This is a genomic window from Piscinibacter gummiphilus, assembly GCF_032681285.1.
Classification (GTDB): domain Bacteria; phylum Pseudomonadota; class Gammaproteobacteria; order Burkholderiales; family Burkholderiaceae_C; genus Rhizobacter; species Rhizobacter gummiphilus_A.
In genome coordinates, this window is sequence record NZ_CP136336.1 from 5,195,459 (window position 1) to 5,214,608 (window position 19,150).

Consider the following 19,150-nt stretch of genomic DNA (forward strand, 5'->3'; position numbering starts at 1 on the left):
GACATCAGTTCTTGCGCAAGGTCTGGATCGCCGCGGCTCCCAGCCCGAACTGGTAGAAGATCTGGCTAAAGTCCTTCAGGTTGCGCACCAGAGCCCGACCCCATGTTTCGAAGTCGAGTTGCGAGGGCACGACAATCGCATCGCCGGGTTGCATGGACTGCGATTCGATGCCGCCGAAGCCGAGGAAGCCGCGCCGATCGCCGGCATGCAGCACCGTGCCATCGGCACGCAGCACGAACATGTTCGAGCGCTCGGCCGCCTCGTCCAGCCCGGCCTGGTTCAGGTAATCCCCGACGGTGCGACCGGGCTTCCACAGCAGTGCATTGTTGTTGACCACGGCTCCGGCGACGGTGATGAACCCGGGCTTTGCTGGCACGGAGATGCGGTCGGCGTGTTCGAGAGGCACCTCGGGCAAGGTGCCTATGGCGGCGTCGTCCGGGCGCAGTTCAAGAGCAATGCGGCCATTGGGCTCGACGCGACGAAGTCTCGCCATCTGGGCTTGCGTGGCAGCAGCGTTGACAGAGGCACTGCGGTCGCCACTCTCGTCACGCCGATTTGCAGCATCACGCGCACCCTGCGTGGCTGCCAGGGTCTCCAGCCGGGAGATGGCTTCGGTCAGATTCTCCTTCTGCCGACGTCGTGTGTCCTCGCGAGTGAATTCCAAGCCGTAGACATACGCCTGGCGTGTAAAGCCACCAGCCCTCGCAATGAGCTGAGGCAGCGTCTCGCCGGGCAGCAGTTGGTACACGCCAGGGGCACCCACCTCTCCCTCCACCGACACCAGCCGTGTCTGCTTGGCCACCGGCACACGGATGTCCTTCTGGCTGTAAACGGTCACGACGTCCCCCGCCAGAAGTTCGACGTTGCTCGCAGGGTCGCCCTGGAGGACGGCCTTGCCGAGGTTGAAAGGAATGACCTGAGTGCTGAGATCAGGATTCAATCGCTCGATGACAGCGTAGTCCCAGTTCAGTTCCTCAAAGAGAGCAGCAGGGGCCTTTTTGGCACGCTCGGCGACGGTGCGGTCCTCGACGCGGCGCGCTCGCTCGGCGGCGCTACGACCACTTCGATCAAGGTTCGCCTGAGGGTTCGCGCTTGCGCCAGGAGCGACTCCTGGTCGCTCGGCATCGATCTCCACCGGCTCCTCGGTCTCCTGGGACTGGACCAAAAGATTCTTGCGCCGATGGAAGTCGGGAGGCACCAGCGCGTCTTTGTCCGGAATCAAATCGCGGATCCGCATGCCCGGCTTGTGTGCATAACGCAGCGGCTGCGCCACAGCGCCCTTGAGCGTCACCGCGTTGGCGAACTGCGGCGAGATCGGTAGCAGCGTCAGCACGTCGCCATCGCGCAATGGGCGCTGCAGCCCAGCTTCGTCGAGCTTGAATTCCTCGACATAGCGGGCAGCAGGCATGCGCGCCGGCTCGACGCGCTCGACCAGCACCTTGTTGGGGTTGGTCAGGACGGGAGTACCCCCCGCATAGCGCAAGACGTCGCGCATCGGCTCCTGCGCCGATTTGAGTTCATAAATCCCTGGGGTGTCGAGCGCGCCGCTCAGCGCGACACGCGGCCCGGCAGGCTGAAAAACGACCACGTCACCCGCAATCAGTTGCGCGTCCTTGGACTTGTCGCCGTTAACGAGGAAGTCGTAGATATCGAGTTCGGACACCACGGCACCATTGCGCCGCAGCAACACCTTGCGCATCGACCCATTCGGGCCGGGGCCGCCCGCAGCGACCACGGCCGACAGCACTGTGCCCTGGCTCGATACGGTGTAGACCCCAGGCAAACGTGCCGGTCCAACCACGAAGACCTTCACCCCGAGCAGTTGCCCGAGCGACACACTGAGATTGAAGTTCGTGTAAAGCCGGCCGATCTGCGCACGCAGGTGGCGCTCGAGCTCGGAGGCTTTCACGCCCGCCACGGTGAGGCTACCGATCTTTGGCAGATTTACCTGGCCGTTTCGATCAACGACCGCGCGATAGTCGACATCGATTGCACCCCAGGCACGAATCAGCACCTCGTCGCCGGGCCCTACGGTGTAGTCACTCGACACTGGCACGCTGTCAGCGGCGACCGGCCGGTTGGCCGCATCGACAAAGAAGCTGGCCCCAAAGACTGGGAGCTGGCGACCCGTGGCCGTTTCGACGAAGCGCTCAAATTCACTCGGCCGCGCAGGGGGCAACTCGATCCTTCGTTGTGCAGGGTCATCCCTGCGCTGTACGCCCTCTCGCCCGTTCCCCTGGCCGGAGGATTTGTCGGGCGCTGCTCCTCGCCCAAGCGAGCGCTGACCTACACCCGGCTGGGGCTGCTGCAAGCGCGAGCTGTCAGGTGCAGAGGCGCTCGCTGCGGGCGTCGACGAATAGCTGGGAGCATTGAAGGTGCCGCTACCCGACTCATCGGCCGCGCGACCATCCACCGCAAACAGGGCAAGCACGACGGGCAGAGCGCGAAATACTTGTGGGAGGGGAGGCAACCAAAACGGTGTCATTGCGAAGCGAGCTCATGGCTGTGGCAACGCAAGCGCGCCGCCTTACCAAGTGCAGTGGAGGCCGCCAAAACGGCAGCAGGCAATGGTAGCGGAAGGTCTTTGGGCGACGGCCCCCTGCAAGCCCCTATGAAAGGTCCGCACGCGTTTCGCTGGCAGAGGCCGGTGAGAGTCGCCGCCGCAAGAGCAGACGTTCGACGAGGACATGGCGCAGCCGCTCGCCACCGGCACGTCAACAAGGTATCTTTCTGCTCCCCCCCCCCCCCCGCGCCCGCTGCCCCGTCATGCCGCCTACCCTCGTCCATCGCCGCGCCCGCCTCCCGGACCTGCCGACCCGGCGCCTGACCGGCTGACATCTGCGCATGGACGCCCCCATCATCCAGCTCATCACGCCCGACACGGCCGAGTTGATCGCGGACACGCGCGCGATCTTTCGAGAGTACGCGGCCAGCCTCGACGTCGACCTGTGCTTCCAGGGCTTCGAAGCCGAGTTGGCAAACTTGCCCGGCGACTATGCACCCCCGTCCGGGCAATTGCTGCTGGCACTGGTCGATGGCGCTGTCGCAGGTTGCGGCGCCCTGCGCCCGCTGCACGACGCCGACTATCCCAACGCGTGCGAGATGAAGCGTCTGTTCGTGCGGCCGGCATTTCGCCGCTTCGGCCTTGGCCGGCTGCTGGCGCTGCACCTGCTTGACGACGCCCGCCGCGCCGGCTACTCCAACATGCTGCTCGACACGCTCGACGACATGGAGTCGGCGCGCGAGCTGTATGCGACGCTCGGCTTCGAGGAAGTGCCCCCCTATTACTACAACCCCATTCCGGGCGCTCACTACTTGCGCGCCAGGTTGGACCAGTCCGCCGAGTTCAAGGTGTCGAGGCGGTAGACCCGGATGAGCGAACCTCTCGAGGCCGGCTGCGAACTGCGTGCCGGGAATCTGCGCCTCGCGGTGCGACCCGATCTGGGCGGCTGCATCGCCGGCTTCTGGCACGGCGACGCGCCCGTGCTGCTGTCGGCCGAACCGCAGACCTTGCGCGCCTCACGCCCGTCCGGCTGCTTCCCGCTCGTGCCGTATTCCAATCGACTCGGGCATCGTCGCTTCCATTGGCAAGGCCACGACCACACCACAGCGCCCAACTTCGGCGACAGCCCGCACTCGCTGCACGGCGTGGCGTGGTTGCGCGCGTGGCAGGTGGTGTCGATCGACACAGCCGGATTGGCCTTGCGTTACGAGCACGCGCCCGACGACCATTGGCCCTTTGCGTTCGCCGCCGAACAACACTTCACGCTCACCCCGGCGCGGCTTTCGGTGCGGCTCGCGATGACCAACACCTCACCGCAAGCCCAACCGGCCGGGCTCGGCTGGCACCCCTATTTCCCGAAGCAGGGGAGCAGCCATCTGCAGGCGCAGGTGAGTCGACGCTGGGAGTTCGATGACGCGCAGCTGCCGACGCATCCGGTGGTGCAAGACAGCATCGACGACGGCATCGCCCAGCTGCGACTCGACCACTGCTTCGATGGCTGGCCCGGACGCGCCGTGATCCGAGACGAGCGGTTCTCAGTCGAGCTTCGCTCAGCGCTTCGGCACTTGGTGGTCTACACGCCGCAAGACAAAGACTACTTTTGCGTCGAGCCGGTGAGCCACGTGAACAATGCCATTCAGATGCCCCACCCTTTTCAGCATGGCCTGGTGCCCCTGAACCCCGGCGACACCACCGACGCCTGGATGACCCTCGACGTGACAGCCCTGTGACCGACACCGCTTCCGACATCACCGCACTCGACGCGCCCGCCTCGCTGCTCGGCGAATCACCGCTCTGGCACCCCATGGAGCAACAGCTCTATTGGACCGACATCCCCGGCAAGGCGCTGCGCTGCCACGACCCCCGCACCGGCCGCCACCGCACGTGGCTGGTCGACACCGAAGTGGGCAGCCTCGCGCCGATGCGCGAAGGCGGCCTGCTGCTGGCCCGTCGCGATGGCCTCTGGCAGTTCGACCCCGACACCGGCCGGCAGCATGCGTTGGCCGCAGCGCCTTACGACAGCAACCGCGAGCGCTTCAACGACGGCAAGTGCGATCCGCAAGGCCGCTTCTGGACCGGCACGATCTACGAGCCTCGCGACGCAGCCCTCGCAGCCCTCTACTGTTATGACAGGGCACACGGCCTGCGCCGCATGGCTGGCGACATCACTGTCGGCAACGGTCTCGGCTGGAGCCCCGACGGCCGGACGCTCTACTACAGCGACACCAAGGCCCACACCATCTACGCGCAAGACTTCGACGCCGACACCGGCCAACCCGGCGCCCGGCGCATCCTGGCCCAGTTCCCGCTCAAGCAGCCGGACCAGGCGCTCGACACCTACGGCGGCCGACCCGACGGAGCCGCCGTCGATGCCGAAGGCGCTTACTGGTGTGCGATGTTCGAAGGCCAGCGCCTCTTGAAGTTGTCGCCCCAAGGCGTCGTGCTGCGCGAGGTCCGCTTGCCGGTGCGCTGCGTCACCATGCCCTGCTTCGGCGGGCCCGACCTGAAGACGCTCTACATCACCACGTCACGCGAAAAGCGGCCCGAGCACGAATTGGCGGCCCAGCCCCTCGCGGGCCGCATCCTCAGCCTGCGCGTCGACACCCCGGGACTTCCAGCCAACACCTTCGGCTGAAATCGCTCGACAACCAGCCGCCAAGACGTAACGCCTCCAGACGGCTCTGGAGCCGCAGGGGTTTCCACGTATAATCCCGAGGCTTTGCTGCAACCGCCTGTAACCCGAGCCATGACCAACCCTGTGGGCCGTGACTCGTGGCCAGATGAGGCAGATCAGCCGCCTTTCAAGCCGCTGACCGCCGAAGAAGCCAAAGCCCTGAAGTCGAAACTGCCCATGGTGTCGCCATGGCGCGTGCTCGGCACTCAGGCGCTGGTCGGTTTGCTGTGCACCGCTGTGGTCTGGGCGGTCACACAACGCAGTTCGGCAGCTTGGTCGGCGCTCTACGGCGCGCTGGCCGTGGTGCTTCCGGGGGCCTTGCTGGCCCGTGGAATGACCAGAGGAACAAAGAGCCCGGTGGCTGCGGCCGTGGGGTTCATGTTCTGGGAAATGCTGAAGATTGCGGCGGCGATTGCCATGTTGGTGATCGCAGCCAGAGTGGTGCCCCAACTGAGTTGGCCAGCGTTGCTGATCACGATGGTGGTGTGCATGAAGGTGAACTGGCTGGCGCTCGCGTGGCGCCGGTCTTGATGGACAAGATTCAGGACTGACCAATGGCAAGCGCAGGCGAACACGCCCCGTCCGCGGGTGAATACATCAGCCACCACCTGCATCACCTGCAGAACCACCACCAGACCGGCCCGGTCGACTTCTCGGTCATCAACCTCGATTCCATCTTCTTCAGCGTGGTGCTGGGGGTGATCGGTTGCTGGCTGCTGTGGCTGGCCGCACGCAAGGCCACCTCGGGCCGCCCCGGCCGCTTCCAGGCCGCCATTGAAATCCTCGTCGAGATGGTCGACAGCCAGGCCAAGGGCATCGTGCACAACGCCCAGAGCCGCAAGCTCGTGGCCCCGCTGGCCCTGACCGTGTTCGTCTGGATCTTCCTGATGAACTTCATGGACATGCTGCCGGTCGACATCCTGCCCTGGATCAACGACAAGACCATCGGCCTGCCCTACCTGCGCGTCGTGCCCACCGCCGACCTGTCGATCACCATGGGCCTGTCGGTCGGTGTGCTGATCCTCTGCCTGATCTACAACGTGAAGATCAAGGGCCTGGGCGGTTGGGTCCACGAACTCTTCGCCGCCCCGTTCGGCGACAAGTGGTTCCTCTACCCCTTCAACTTCGCGATGCAGATCATCGAGTTCGTCGCGAAGACCGTGTCGCACGGCATGCGGTTGTTCGGCAACATGTACGCTGGCGAACTGATCTTCATGCTGATTGCGCTGATGGGCGGCGCCTTCGCGTTCAACGCCACCGGCATCGCCCTCTTCCTCGGCCACATCGTGGCCGGCACGGTGTGGACCATCTTCCACATCCTGATCATCACCCTGCAGGCCTTCGTGTTCATGATGCTCACGCTGGTCTACATCGGCCAAGCGCACGACGCGCACTGATCACCGCAGTTTCTGTCCCTTCGTTTTCATTCCCCCTTTCTTTCCTAAAACCCTAAGGAGTCATCATGGAAGTCATTAGCTTTGTTGCCCTCGCCGCCGGCCTGATCATCGGTCTGGGTGCTGTCGGTGCTTGTATCGGCATCGGCATCATGGGCAGCAAGTACCTCGAGTCGGCCGCCCGCCAGCCCGAGCTGATGAACGAACTGCAAACCAAGATGTTCCTGTTGGCCGGTCTGATTGACGCCGCGTTCATCATCGGTACCGGTATCGCCCTCTGGTTCGCCACTGCCAACCCGTTCCTGGCCCAGATCGCCAACCTGCCGAAGTAATGCTCGTGTCGGGCCTGGCCCGAACGTCGCACTACTTTCTGATCTGTCCAATTCTGTAGAGGCAACACCGTGAGCATCAACGCTACGCTGATCGCGCAGCTGATCGTGTTCCTGATTCTGGTGTGGTTCACGATGAAGTTCATCTGGCCGCCCATCGTCAAGGCACTCGACGAGCGTGCGCAGAAGATCGCCGACGGCCTGTCGGCTGCCGACAAGGCCAAGAGCGAACTTTCCGCCGCCAACAAGCGTGTGGAAGAGCAGCTGTCGGCCGCCCGCAACGACTCGGCGCAGCGCCTGGCCGATGCCGAGCGCCTGGCCCAGTCGATGGTCGAAGAAGCCAAGACCCGCGCTGCCGAAGAAGGCGCCAAGATCGTCGCCGCTGCCAAGGCGGAAGCCGAGCAGGAGTCGATCAAGGCCCGCGAAGCCCTGCGCGAGCAGGTGGCTGCGCTGGCCGTGAAGGGCGCTGAAGCGATCCTGCGCAAGGAAGTCAACGCCGGCGTGCACGCCGACCTCTTGAACCGCCTCAAGGCCGAGCTCTGACCATGGCCGAGCTTGCAACCATCGCCCGCCCGTACGCTGAAGCGCTGTACAAGGCCGCCGGCAACGCCGACATGAAGCCGCTGGTCGAGCAGCTCGACGCGGTAGCCGCCGTGGCCGCCGACGCGCAGCTGCGTTCCTTCGCCGACAACCCGAAGGTCACCGCCCAGCAGGTGTTCGACGTCATCACCGGCGTCGCCAAGGCCACGCTGTCGAGCCAGGTCAGCAACCTGCTGCGCACCGTTATCGAAAACGGCCGCCTGTCTGCGCTGCCCGAAGTCGCCAGGCAGTTCCACACCCTGGCGAGCGCCAAGTCCGGCGTCTCCGAAGCCACGGTGTACAGCGCCTTCCCGATCGACGCGTCACAGCTGTCGGGCGTTGTGGCAACGCTTGAAAAGCGTTTCGGCCGCAAGCTCAACGCGACGGTACAGCTCGATCCCGAACTGATCGGCGGCATCAAGGTGGTGGTCGGCGATGAGGTGCTCGACACCTCGGTCAAGGCCCGTCTCGAACAAATGAAGGTGGCGCTGACGGCCTGACGCTCTGAAGCGACAGCACCCACATCGTCTGACACTGCAGGCCATTCCATCGAGTGGCTCGCGGACCGGAGAAAGCAATGCAACTGAACCCCGCTGAAATTTCCGAGCTGATCAAGAGCCGCATCGAAGGCCTGGCTGGCTCGTCCGATATTCGCAACCAGGGCACCGTGGTCTCGGTGACCGACGGCATCGTCCGCATCCACGGCCTCTCCGAGGTGATGCAGGGCGAAATGCTCGAATTCCCCGCCGGCTCCGACGGCCAGCCGACCTTCGGCCTGGCCCTGAACCTCGAGCGCGACTCCGTCGGCGCCGTGATCTTGGGCGAGTACGAGCACATCTCCGAAGGCGACACCGTCAAGTGCACGGGCCGCATCCTCGAAGTGCCGATCGGTCCCGAACTGAAGGGCCGCGTGGTCAACGCACTGGGTCAGCCGATCGACGGCAAGGGCCCGATCAACGCCAAGCTGTCGGCGCCGATCGAAAAGATCGCCCCGGGCGTGATCGCCCGTAAGTCGGTCGACCAGCCGATGCAGACCGGCCTCAAGTCCATCGACTCGATGGTGCCGATCGGCCGTGGCCAGCGCGAGCTGATCATCGGCGACCGCCAGACCGGCAAGACCGCCGTGGCGATCGACACGATCATCAACCAGAAGGGTCAGAACATGACCTGCATCTACGTTGCGATCGGCCAGAAGGCCTCGTCGATCAAGAACGTGGTGCGCGCACTCGAAGCCAACGGCGCGATGGAATACACCATCGTCGTGGCCGCCTCGGCCGCTGAATCGGCCGCCATGCAGTACGTCTCCGCCTACTCGGGCTGCACGATGGGCGAGTACTTCCGCGACCGCGGCGAAGACGCACTGATCGTGTACGACGACCTGTCCAAGCAGGCCGTGGCTTACCGCCAGGTGTCGCTGCTGCTGCGCCGCCCGCCGGGCCGCGAAGCCTACCCTGGCGACGTGTTCTATCTCCACAGCCGCCTGCTGGAGCGTGCCGCCCGCGTGAACGCGGACTACGTCGAAGCCTTCACCAAGGGTGAAGTGAAGGGCAAGACCGGTTCGCTGACCGCGCTGCCGATCATCGAAACGCAAGCCGGTGACGTGTCGGCCTTCGTGCCCACCAACGTGATCTCGATCACCGACGGCCAGATCTTCCTGGAGACCTCGCTGTTCAACGCCGGCATCCGCCCCGCCATCAACGCCGGTATCTCGGTGTCGCGCGTGGGTTCGGCGGCACAGACCGACGTCGTCAAGCGTCAGTCGGGCGGTATCCGTACCAACCTTGCCCAGTACCGGGAGTTGGCCGCATTCGCGCAGTTCGCCTCCGACCTGGACGAAGCCACCCGCAAGCAGCTCGACCGCGGTGCCCGCGTGACGGAACTGCTCAAGCAGCCTCAGTACTCGCCGCTGCCCATCAGCCTGATGTCGGCCACGCTGTTCGCCGTGAACGAGAACTTCATGGACGACATCGACGTCAAGAAGGTGCTCGCCTTCGAAGCCGGCCTGCACCAGTTCCTGAAGACCAGCCACGCTGGCTTGCTGAAGAAGATCGAAGACACCAAGAAGCTCGACGACGAGTCGAAGGCCGAACTGAAGAACGCCATCGGCGCCTTCAAGAAGTCCTTCGCCTGAAGCCGACGCCCTGAAGGTCTGAACACAGGAGCTCCGCATGGCAGCAGGCAAGGAAATACGCGGCAAGATCAAATCGGTGGAGAACACCAAGAAGATCACCAAGGCCATGGAGATGGTTGCCGCCTCCAAGATGCGCAAGGCGCAGGACCGCATGCGCCATGCGCGTCCGTACGCCGAGAAGGTGCGCAGTCTGGCGGCCAACCTTTCTCAGGCCACGCCCGAGTACAAGCATCCGTTCATGGTGAAGAACGAAACCGCGAAGACCGCCGGTTTCATCGTCGTCACCACCGACAAGGGCTTGTGCGGCGGCCTCAACACCAACGTGTTGCGCGCCCTCACCGGCAAGCTGCGCGAGCTGGAAGCGGCCGGCCAGAAGACGGAAGCGGTCGCGATCGGCAACAAGGGCCTGGGCTTTCTCAACCGCATCGGCGCCAAGGTGGTGTCGCAGGTCACCCAGCTGGGTGACCAGCCGCATCTCGACAAGCTGATCGGCCCGGTGAAGGTGCTGCTCGACGCGTACGCAGAAGGCAAGCTCTCTGCCGTGTACCTCTGCTACACCCGCTTCATCAACACGATGAAGCAGGAGCCGGTGGTGCAGCAGCTGCTGCCGCTCACGGCTGAGAGCATGGTCGCCGACAAGGGCCACGGCTGGGATTACCTCTACGAGCCCGACGCCGCCACGGTGATCGACGAGCTGCTGGTGCGCTACACCGAAGCCCTGGTCTACCAGGCCGTGGCCGAGAACATGGCCTCGGAGCAGTCGGCGCGCATGGTCGCGATGAAGTCCGCCACCGACAACGCCGGCAACGTGATCGCCGAGCTGAAGCTGGTCTACAACAAGACCCGTCAGGCGGCCATCACCAAAGAACTGTCGGAAATCGTGGCCGGTGCGGCTGCGGTGTAAAGCAAAAAGTTTTCTAGATTCAAAGGAAAGAACATGGCTTCGGTTGCAGCAGAAGGCAAGATTGTTCAGTGCATCGGCGCGGTGGTGGACGTGGAGTTCCCCCGCAACGCGATGCCCAAGGTGTACGACGCCCTGAAGCTCGAGGGCTCGGCGCTGACGCTCGAAGTCCAGCAGCAGCTGGGCGACGGCGTGGTGCGCACGATTGCACTGGGTTCGTCCGACGGCCTGCGCCGCGGCCTGACCGTCTCCAACACCGGCAAGCCGATCATGGTGCCGGTGGGCCCGGCCACCCTCGGCCGCATCATGGACGTGCTGGGCACGCCCATCGACGAGCGTGGCCCCGTGAGCCAGGAGCTCACCGCCTCCATCCACCGCAAGCCGCCGGCATACGACGAGTTGAGCCCCTCGCAGGACCTGCTCGAAACCGGCATCAAGGTGATCGACCTGGTGTGCCCGTTCGCCAAGGGCGGCAAGGTGGGCCTGTTCGGCGGCGCCGGCGTGGGCAAGACCGTGAACATGATGGAGCTCATCAACAACATCGCCAAGGCCCACTCGGGTCTGTCGGTGTTCGCCGGTGTGGGCGAGCGTACCCGTGAGGGCAACGACTTCTATCACGAGATGTCCGACTCCAAGGTCGTCGACCAGGAGAACCTCGCGAACTCCAAGGTCGCGATGGTGTACGGCCAGATGAACGAACCCCCGGGCAACCGTCTGCGCGTGGCGCTGACCGGCCTGACCATCGCCGAGTCGTTCCGCGATGAAGGCCGTGACGTGCTCTTCTTCGTCGACAACATCTACCGCTACACGCTGGCCGGTACCGAAGTGTCGGCACTGCTGGGCCGCATGCCCTCCGCCGTGGGCTACCAGCCGACGCTGGCCGAAGAAATGGGCCGCCTGCAAGAGCGCATCACCTCGACCAAGGTGGGCTCGATCACCTCGATCCAGGCCGTGTACGTCCCTGCGGACGACCTGACCGACCCGTCGCCCGCCACCACCTTCGCCCACCTGGACTCGACCGTGGTGCTGTCGCGTGACATCGCTTCGCTCGGCATCTACCCCGCCGTGGACCCGCTCGACTCGACCTCGCGCCAGCTCGACCCGAACGTCGTCGGCGAAGAGCACTACACCGTGGCCCGCGCCGTGCAGGGCACGCTGCAGCGCTACAAGGAACTGCGCGACATCATCGCGATTCTGGGCATGGACGAACTCGCCCCGGAAGACAAGCTGGCCGTGGCCCGCGCCCGCAAGATCCAGCGCTTCCTGTCGCAGCCCTTCCACGTGGCCGAAGTGTTCACCGGCTCGCCCGGCAAGTACGTGCCCCTGAAGGAAACCATCCGCGGCTTCAAGATGATCGTGAACGGCGAGTGCGACTCGCTGCCCGAGCAGGCCTTCTACATGGTCGGCACCATCGACGAAGCCATCGAGAAGGCGAAGAAGATCCAGTAAGCGCTGCGCTTGCCGGACCTCTCTCAACCTTTAAGGACACCACATGGCAACCCTGCACGTAGACGTCGTCTCCGCCGAAGAGAGCATCTTCTCCGGCGAGGCGAAGTTCGTCGCCCTGCCGGGTGAACTGGGCGAGCTCGGGATCTATCCGCGCCACACGCCCCTGATCACCCGCATCAAGCCGGGCGCCGTTCGCATCGAACGCGCCGACAACGGCCAGGAAGAGTTCGTGTTCGTGGCCGGCGGCATCCTCGAAGTGCAACCGGGCACGGTCACCGTGCTCGCCGACACCGCCATCCGCGGCAAGGACCTCGACGAAGCCAAGGCCAACGAAGCGAAGAAGCTCGCCGAAGAGGCATTGAAAAACGCCAAGAGCGACCTCGACCTCGCGAAGGCCCAGAACGAGCTGGTGGCCCTGGCCGCCCAGATCGCCGCACTGCGCAAGTTCCGCAAGAAATAACTCCAAACTCTTCCGGGCGGCCTTGCATCACTGCAAGACGGCCCGCGACTCCAGCCCGCACTGCTTGCAGCTGCGGGCTTTTTTCTGCCTCAAAGAAATCCACGCGGCACAAAACGCGGCTCGCCGCGTAGTAACCCGAATTGTTGTGCACGGTCGTGCATTTTTAAATGCGCCAATCCGGTGGACTCCGGAACTGAGGCGCCGCACGGCCGCCACGCCAGCCAGACAGGAGACTTCCATGCAGCGACTCTCACGGCGCCTTCTGACGGCGCCCGGCATCCTCGCCACGGCCCTCGGCCTTCTGTCGGCCGCGCTGCCCGCGGCGGCAGCGTTCTGGGAATTGCGTGGTGACATCGGCGTGCACGACCCGTCGATCCTCAAAGAGGGCAGCGCCTGGTACACCTTCAGCACCGGCCAGGGCCTCCAGGTGCTCAAGTCCGACAGCACAGGCCGCCAGTGGAGCCGCGTGCCGCAGATCTTCCTGTCGCCGCCCTCCTGGTGGAAGACCTACGTGCCGGGCCAGAAGACGAATGACGTGTGGGCGCCCGACGTGCATGTCTTCAACGGCAAGACCTGGCTCTACTACTCGATCTCGACCTTCGGCTCCAACACCTCCGCCATCGGCCTCGCCTCCGCCACGAACATCGGCGCCGGCCGCTGGACCGACAACGGCCTCGTGCTGCGCAGCACCAGCGCCAACGACTACAACGCGATCGACCCGCACCTCGTGGTCGATGCGGCCGGCGCGCCGTGGCTCGCCTTCGGCTCCTTCTGGAGCGGCTTGAAGATCGTGCGCATCAACCCGGGCACGATGAAACCGACCGGCTCGATGATCTCCATCGCCAGGCGCAGCGCCGGCATCGAGGCGCCGGCCATCACCTACCGCAACGGCTACTACTACCTCTTCGCGTCCATCGACAGGTGCTGCCAGGGCGTGAACAGCACCTACAAGGTGATCCATGGCCGCTCCACTTCGGTGACAGGCCCTTACGTCGACAAGTCAGGCAAGCGCCTGCTCGACGGGGGCGGCACCGTGCTCGACGCGGGCAACGTGCGCTGGAAAGGCCCCGGCGGGCAGGACGTGAGCAACGGCGTGATCGCCCGCCACGCCTACGACGCGACCGACAACGGCAACCCCAAGCTGCTGATCAACGACCTCAACTGGACCAGCGACGGCTGGCCCAGCTACTGAGCCGCTGCCCCATCCCTCAAGGAGACACACATGCGCAACACCCTGCTCACCGCCGTGCTCGCCCTGCTGAGCTTCACGGCCGCGGCCACCACCACCGTCACCGGCACCTTCGATGGCGGCGGCCGAAGCTACGGCACATCGTGCAACGGCTCGTCGGAGAGCCAGCAGCCCGTCTTCCTGCTGAAGGACGGCGCCACTTTGCAGAACGTGATCATCAACAAGAACGCCGCCGACGGTGTGCATTGCGAAGGCAACTGCAACCTCAACAACGTGGTGTGGCAGGACGTCTGCGAAGACGCCGCCACCATGAAGGGCGGCAGCGGCAAGATCATGCGCATCCGCGGCGGCTCGGCGGCCCACGCCAGCGACAAGGTGTTCCAGCACAACGGCAAGGGCAGCACGATCAGCATCGACACCTTCCGCACCACCGGCAGCATTGGCAAGCTGTATCGCTCCTGCGGCAACTGCGAGAACAACGGCGGCCCACGCCGGGTCAACATCAACAACGTGCAGCTCGAGAAGGTCAACTCCTCGGTGGTCGGTGTGAACTCCAACTACGGCGACGTGGCCACGATCCGCGCCGTGAAGATCAAGGGCTACCAGGCCGGCAGCCCGCAGGTCTGCGTCGAATACCGCGGAGTGCAGAAGGGCAGCGAGTCCCCCAAGCTCGGCGAGCGCTGGGGCACCGCCGCCTGCAACGTGCGCCGAACCGACATCAGCGCCTATTGAGCCGCCAACGACCGAGCGAACAACGCACGTGCCATGCTGCCGGATGCGCCAGGCCGGCGCCGCGCTGAGCGCCAGCGCGCTGGCCTTGCTCGCCGCCTGCACACCCGCGTCTGACGATCCCCGCAGCACCACCACGGCGCCGGCCGTGCGCTACGAAGCGCAGGTCACGAACCCGCATCTTCAGCACGTGCACGCGGCGGGAAGCGTCGTCTGGGCCACCGGCACCGACGGCACCGTGTGGCGCAGCCTCGATGGCGGCCGCGAATGGCACGAAGGCCGCGCGGCGACGCCGGAAACGCTGCGCGCGCTGACGCGCCTGAGCGGCTCCGGCCGCCTCGTCGCCGTGGGCCACCAGGGTAGCGTGCTCGTGTCGGACGACCAGGGCCGGACGTGGCACCCGCGCCAGTCACACACCGAGCAGGACCTGCTCGCCATCGCGGCCGACGCCCGCGGCCAACGCGTCGTCGCCGTCGGAATGGGCGGGCGCATCCTGCAGTCGAGCGACGCGGGCGAACATTGGAGCCCCGTGGCGGCGCCCAACGCCGGCGGGCTCGGCGTCGTCGCCTACGAGCCGCGCAGCCGACGCTTCATCGTGCTGGGCGAACACGGCGCGCTCTCGCTGTTCTCCGAAGACGACGGAGGATGGCAGCACCGCACGCTCGACGCGCGCCACACATTCACCGCGCTCGCCACTCAAGGCGGCACGGTGTGGGCCGGCAGTGCGCAAGGCGGCCTCTTCCGCTCGACCGATGGTGGCCTGCGCTGGTCGCACACGAGCCTCGGCGTGGCTGAGTACATCGCCCGCCTGTGGGTGTCGCCCGACGGCCGCACGCTGGTGGCCGTGGGCAACGCCGGCCTGCTCGCGAGTTCCCCCGACGGCGGCCGGCGCTGGCGCGTACAACGCGGCCCGAAGCACTACCTCGCGGCGGTGGCCGCGCATCCCCGCGAGGCGGTGCTGGTGGCGGCCGGCGACCGCGGCCTCGTGATGCGCTCCACCGACCAGGGCCGCCGCTGGCAGCGCGTCGCCCTGCCCACGCAGGAGAACCTCGAAGACCTGACGGTCGACGCCGAGAGCGGCAGCTTCGTCGCCGTCGGCCGCGGCGGCCTGGTGCTCGCCTCGCACGACACCGGCCTCACTTGGCACATCGCGCGCCAGGGCATGCCGGAGTACGTGCATCAGCTGCTCACCGACCCGGCGAGCGGCCGTCTGATGGCCTTCGGCATCCAGCGCACGCTCGCCATCTCTGACGACGGCGGCCGCCGCTGGACGCCGCAGGTGATGACGCAGCTCGCCGAGCCGGCCTACCTCTTCGACGCCAGCCTCGACCCCGCCAGCCGCGCCGTCGTGGTGGCGGGCGGGCAGGCGTCGATGCTCGCAACACACGACGGCGGCCGCAGCTGGCATCACCGCAGCGATGCGCAGGGCCAGGACTACGTCGCAAGCGTCGCGCACCCGGCCACCGGCGCGGTCTACCTCGTCGGCAACGCCGGCCACATGCTGCAAGTGCGCGAGGGCCGGCACGCCGAGCCGATTCCCGAGGTGACGAGCGCCAACTACCACGGCGTGCTCGCCGACCCGCGCAGCGGCGCGTTGCTGGCCTTCGGCGAAGGCGGCGTCATCACCCGCTCGCTCGACGGCCGCCGCTGGGCCCGCGTCGACCACGGCAGTGCCGACGACCTGCACGGCGGCCTCGTCGACGAGGCCAGCGGTGTGGCCTTGCTCGTCGGCGCCAACGGCCGCGTGCTGCGCAGCATCGACGCGGGCCTGCACTGGCAGCGCATCGAGGTGCCGACGGCCCAGTCGCTCGCGCGGGCCACGGCCGACCCGACGCGCGGCGCCTGGTTCATCACCGGCGCCGAGGGCACGCTGCTGCGCTCCACCGACCAGGGCCGCACCTGGACCGTCGTGCCCACGGGCACCCACGCTTTCCTGCGCGGCCTCCTGCCGCTGCCTGATGGTGATCTGCTGATCGCGGGGCGCGACGGCACGCTGCTGCGCTCCACCGATGGCGGCCTCGCATGGCACCCGATCGACACCCACACCCGCGCACGCCTGAAGGGAATCGCCCGGCACGCACCGAGCGGTGACCTCGTGGCCTATGGCGACCGTTTGATCTGGCTGAAGCGGCTGCCCTGAGTCGGGCTCAGGGTTTGGCGGGCTTGCCCTGCTTGGGCGGCGGCGCAAGCGGCTTCACGTCGCCGCAGTCGGCGCCCAGCCACTTGGCGTTCATCGTCATCTGCGTGTTGCGCGGCTCGCCCTTGCGCTGGCTGGTGGTGGTGACCTTCACCGTGTAGCGCTCCGGGCTCGCGATGTTGGCCTCGCCCTCGCTCTCGCTTGGCGGCTGCGTGCACACCGAGCGCCACTTCCACTGCGTGGCGGTGCGCGTGCTGAAGTCGGTCTTGCAGCCGCCCTCGTCGCTGCGCCAGCGGCCTTCGTCGAGCTGCTCGCGCGTCATGCACAGCTTCATGTTGTTGACGCCGCCGCTGATGTCCATGCCACGCTGCTTCATCATGGCTTCCATCTGCTTGCGCGCTTCGGGCGGCATGTTGGCCATCTGCTGCGACATGTCTGGCGCCTTCTGGCCATCGATGGTGCGCTCGCTCGTCACTTGCCACAGCCCCGGCTTGATCGGCGGCGCGGTCTGCGCATGGGCCACGGCGGCACACGCCGCCACCAGACCGAGCACCCGCCAACGGATGAGGCTCTTGGTTTTCATCGACGCGCGCTCCGGCTGAGAGTGAAGAACAGCCGCTACTGGACCACAGGCGCGTCCGGCAGTTCATTGGGATTTGCCTCAGGGCCGGCCCAGGGGAAGTGGCGGTCGAGCATCTGGCTCACCGCGTCGACCGCCGCGTTGAGGCCGCCTTCGTAGTCGCCGCGCCGGAAGGCATCGGCCATGCCCTTGGTGAGGCCACGCCACTGCTCGGCACTCACATGCCGGTTGAGGCCGCGGTCGGCCACGATCTCGATCGCGTGCTCGGCCAGCAGCAGGTAGATGAGCACGCCGTTGTTGTGCTCGGTGTCCCACACGCGCAGCTTGCCGAACATCGTGACCGCGCGCTCGCGCGGCGTGGCGTTGCGCCACAGGTAGGACAAGGGCAGGCCCGCTTCGACGCAGATGCGGATCTCGCCGCTGTGGCCCCGCTCGCTTTGCGCGACACGCTGTTGCAGGCGCTTGAGCGTGCCGTCGCCTAAGGCCCGGCGGGCATCGGCCTCGTCGAGCCAACGGTGCTTGAGAATGCGCAGCCAACGGTTCATCACCAATCGCCCGAGGCACCGCCGCCACCGAAGTCACCGCCACCGCCGGAGCTGAAGCCGCCGCCGTCGGAGCCCCCGCCCCAGCCGCCGCCACCTCCACCGCCCCAGATGATGGGCGCGCCGCCACCCCGCCGCGAGCCGACGCCCATCACCCCCACGAGCACGAGCGCGACGAACGCCGCCCCACCGGCGATGAAGAGGCTCGTCGTCAGCCACCAGCCGAGGCCACCCGCCGCGCCGGCCGTGGCGAGAGAGCCGAGCTTGCGGCCAAACACCGAGGTGAGGATGGCGCCCGCGATCGGCACGCCGACGAAGAAGAAGATGGCGATGTCTTCGAGGTCGAAGCCGCTGCTGCCGCGGGCCCGCTCCGATGGCGACGCGCCCGGCTCCGGCAAGCCTTCGGTGCCGATGCGCTCGGCCAGCCGGTCCACCGCCGAGTTGAGGCCGCCCGCAAAGTCACCCGCGCGAAAGGCCGGTGTGATGCGGTCGTTGATGATCTGCTTGGCCGCCAGGTCGGGCACCGCGCCTTCGAGCGCCTTGGCCACTTCGATGCGCACCTTGCGGTCGTTCTTCGCGACGACGATGAGCAGCCCGTCGCCCACCTCGCGGCGGCCGATCTTCCAGCTGTCGCCGACCCGCTGCGCATACGCGGCGATGTCTTCCGGCTGCGTGCTCGCGACCATCAGCACCACGAGCTGCGAGCCGCGCTGGCGCTCGATGCCCTCGAGCTTGGCCGAAAGCGCCTGCACCTGCGCGGGCGTGAGCGTGCCGGTCTGGTCGATCACACGGCCCGACAGCGGTGGCACGGGCTGCACGTCCTGCGCCTGCAGCAGCGGCGAGGCCACCGCCAGCAGCAGGACGAAGAGCCACGCCAGAAAGCCCGCCAGAGACAGGCGCATCACGAGCCGCTTACTTCGAGGCCGGCTTGTCGAAGTTCACCGCCGGCGGCGTGGAGATCTGCGCCTCGTTCTGCACGGTGAAGTTCGGCTTCGGGTCGTAGTTGAAGACCATCGCAGTGAGATTGCTCGGGAAGCTGCGCGCGAGCACGTTGTAGTCGGCCACCGCCTTGATGTAGCGGTTGCGCGCGACGGTGATGCGGTTCTCGGTGCCTTCGAGTTGCACACGCAGGTCCTGGAAGCCCTGGTTGGCCTTCAGGTTCGGGTAGTTCTCGCTCACCACCAGCAGCCGGCTCAGCGCGCTGCTCAACTCGCCCTGCGCTTGCTGGAACTTGTTGAACGCTTCGGGGTTGTTGAGCGTCTCGGGCGTGACCTGGATGCTCGTCGCCTTGGCGCGCGCCTCCACCACCTTCGTGAGCGTCTCCTGCTCGAAGTTGGCCTCGCCCTTCACGGTGGCGACGATGTTGGGGATGAGGTCGGCGCGGCGCTGGTACTGGTTCAGCACTTCCGACCAGGCGGCCTTGGTCTGCTCGTCCAGGCGCTGGAAGTCGTTGTAGCCGCAGCCGCTGAGGCCCAGGGTGGCAGCAAGAGCGAGCGCGGCAAGCCAGAGTCGTTTGGTCGTCATCGTGTGTCCTTGAAGCCGAAGGCGGGGCG

Annotated in this window: 20 protein-coding genes; 15 read left to right on the forward strand and 5 right to left on the reverse strand. The window is 66.3% G+C overall.

Going from position 1 to position 19,150, the window contains the following annotated elements; genetic code table 11:
- Positions 1–4 precede the first annotated feature (4 nt).
- On the reverse strand, positions 5–2,431 hold the full coding sequence (locus RXV79_RS24655) for a polysaccharide biosynthesis/export family protein (RefSeq protein ID WP_316700763.1): 2,427 nt from the start codon (positions 2,429–2,431) through the stop codon (positions 5–7).
- Positions 2,432–2,844: 413 nt separating this feature from the next.
- On the opposite strand from RXV79_RS24655, the gene RXV79_RS24660 reads away from it, so the two are divergent.
- From RXV79_RS24660 to RXV79_RS24730, 15 genes are all read left to right on the forward strand, one after another.
- Positions 2,845–3,366, forward strand: coding sequence for a GNAT family N-acetyltransferase (locus RXV79_RS24660; protein WP_316700764.1), 522 nt, complete (start codon positions 2,845–2,847; stop codon positions 3,364–3,366).
- A gap of 6 nt (positions 3,367–3,372) precedes the next feature.
- On the forward strand, positions 3,373–4,233 hold the full coding sequence (locus RXV79_RS24665; protein ID WP_316700765.1) for an aldose 1-epimerase: 861 nt from the start codon (positions 3,373–3,375) through the stop codon (positions 4,231–4,233).
- Positions 4,230–5,138, forward strand: a complete 909-nt coding sequence (locus RXV79_RS24670) for an SMP-30/gluconolactonase/LRE family protein (RefSeq protein ID WP_316700766.1) — start codon at positions 4,230–4,232, stop codon at positions 5,136–5,138. The genes RXV79_RS24665 and RXV79_RS24670 overlap by 4 nt, the downstream gene beginning before the upstream one ends.
- Before the next feature lie 111 nt (positions 5,139–5,249).
- Entirely contained in the window at positions 5,250–5,708 is a 459-nt protein-coding gene (locus tag RXV79_RS24675; RefSeq protein WP_316700767.1) for an ATP synthase subunit I, read from the forward strand.
- A gap of 23 nt (positions 5,709–5,731) precedes the next feature.
- Positions 5,732–6,574, forward strand: a complete 843-nt coding sequence (atpB, locus tag RXV79_RS24680; RefSeq protein WP_316700768.1) for a F0F1 ATP synthase subunit A — start codon at positions 5,732–5,734, stop codon at positions 6,572–6,574.
- A 65-nt stretch (positions 6,575–6,639) separates the two neighbouring features.
- Entirely contained in the window at positions 6,640–6,903 is a 264-nt protein-coding gene (gene atpE / locus RXV79_RS24685; protein ID WP_047487532.1) for a F0F1 ATP synthase subunit C, read from the forward strand.
- A 69-nt stretch (positions 6,904–6,972) separates the two neighbouring features.
- The gene (locus RXV79_RS24690; protein WP_201809412.1) at positions 6,973–7,443 is read left to right on the forward strand and encodes a F0F1 ATP synthase subunit B; all 471 of its coding nucleotides are present in this window, start codon (positions 6,973–6,975) and stop codon (positions 7,441–7,443) included.
- A gap of 2 nt (positions 7,444–7,445) precedes the next feature.
- On the forward strand, positions 7,446–7,979 hold the full coding sequence (locus RXV79_RS24695; RefSeq protein WP_316700769.1) for a F0F1 ATP synthase subunit delta: 534 nt from the start codon (positions 7,446–7,448) through the stop codon (positions 7,977–7,979).
- Positions 7,980–8,056: 77 nt separating this feature from the next.
- Positions 8,057–9,610 (forward strand): F0F1 ATP synthase subunit alpha, encoded by a 1,554-nt coding sequence (gene atpA, locus RXV79_RS24700; RefSeq protein WP_316700770.1) that lies wholly within the window; start codon positions 8,057–8,059, stop codon positions 9,608–9,610.
- Between the two features lie 37 nt (positions 9,611–9,647).
- A complete protein-coding gene (gene atpG / locus RXV79_RS24705) occupies positions 9,648–10,514 on the forward strand; it encodes a F0F1 ATP synthase subunit gamma (RefSeq protein WP_316700772.1) in 867 nt (288 codons plus the stop codon).
- 33 nt (positions 10,515–10,547) lie between these two features.
- Positions 10,548–11,960, forward strand: coding sequence for a F0F1 ATP synthase subunit beta (gene atpD / locus RXV79_RS24710; RefSeq protein WP_257826718.1), 1,413 nt, complete (start codon positions 10,548–10,550; stop codon positions 11,958–11,960).
- A gap of 43 nt (positions 11,961–12,003) precedes the next feature.
- Complete coding sequence (locus tag RXV79_RS24715) at positions 12,004–12,420, forward strand: F0F1 ATP synthase subunit epsilon (RefSeq protein ID WP_316700773.1); 417 nt, start codon at positions 12,004–12,006, stop codon at positions 12,418–12,420.
- Positions 12,421–12,658: 238 nt separating this feature from the next.
- Entirely contained in the window at positions 12,659–13,612 is a 954-nt protein-coding gene (locus RXV79_RS24720; protein WP_316700774.1) for an arabinan endo-1,5-alpha-L-arabinosidase AbnA, read from the forward strand.
- A gap of 30 nt (positions 13,613–13,642) precedes the next feature.
- On the forward strand, positions 13,643–14,341 hold the full coding sequence (locus RXV79_RS24725; RefSeq protein ID WP_316700775.1) for a pectate lyase: 699 nt from the start codon (positions 13,643–13,645) through the stop codon (positions 14,339–14,341).
- A 43-nt stretch (positions 14,342–14,384) separates the two neighbouring features.
- Positions 14,385–16,478, forward strand: a complete 2,094-nt coding sequence (locus tag RXV79_RS24730; protein ID WP_316700776.1) for a WD40/YVTN/BNR-like repeat-containing protein — start codon at positions 14,385–14,387, stop codon at positions 16,476–16,478.
- Between the two features lie 7 nt (positions 16,479–16,485).
- Here the strand turns inward: RXV79_RS24730 and RXV79_RS24735 are convergent, their stop codons facing one another.
- The 4 genes from RXV79_RS24735 to RXV79_RS24750 are packed head-to-tail and all read right to left on the reverse strand — an operon-like array spanning position 16,486 to position 19,121.
- The gene (locus RXV79_RS24735) at positions 16,486–17,058 is read right to left on the reverse strand and encodes a DUF3617 domain-containing protein (protein ID WP_316700777.1); all 573 of its coding nucleotides are present in this window, start codon (positions 17,056–17,058) and stop codon (positions 16,486–16,488) included.
- A 35-nt stretch (positions 17,059–17,093) separates the two neighbouring features.
- On the reverse strand, positions 17,094–17,600 hold the full coding sequence (locus tag RXV79_RS24740; RefSeq protein WP_316700778.1) for a TPM domain-containing protein: 507 nt from the start codon (positions 17,598–17,600) through the stop codon (positions 17,094–17,096).
- Positions 17,600–18,499, reverse strand: coding sequence for a TPM domain-containing protein (locus RXV79_RS24745; protein ID WP_316704202.1), 900 nt, complete (start codon positions 18,497–18,499; stop codon positions 17,600–17,602). The genes RXV79_RS24740 and RXV79_RS24745 overlap by 1 nt, the downstream gene beginning before the upstream one ends.
- 10 nt (positions 18,500–18,509) lie before the next feature.
- Positions 18,510–19,121, reverse strand: a complete 612-nt coding sequence (locus tag RXV79_RS24750; RefSeq protein WP_316700779.1) for a LemA family protein — start codon at positions 19,119–19,121, stop codon at positions 18,510–18,512.
- Positions 19,122–19,150: the final 29 nt, after the last annotated feature.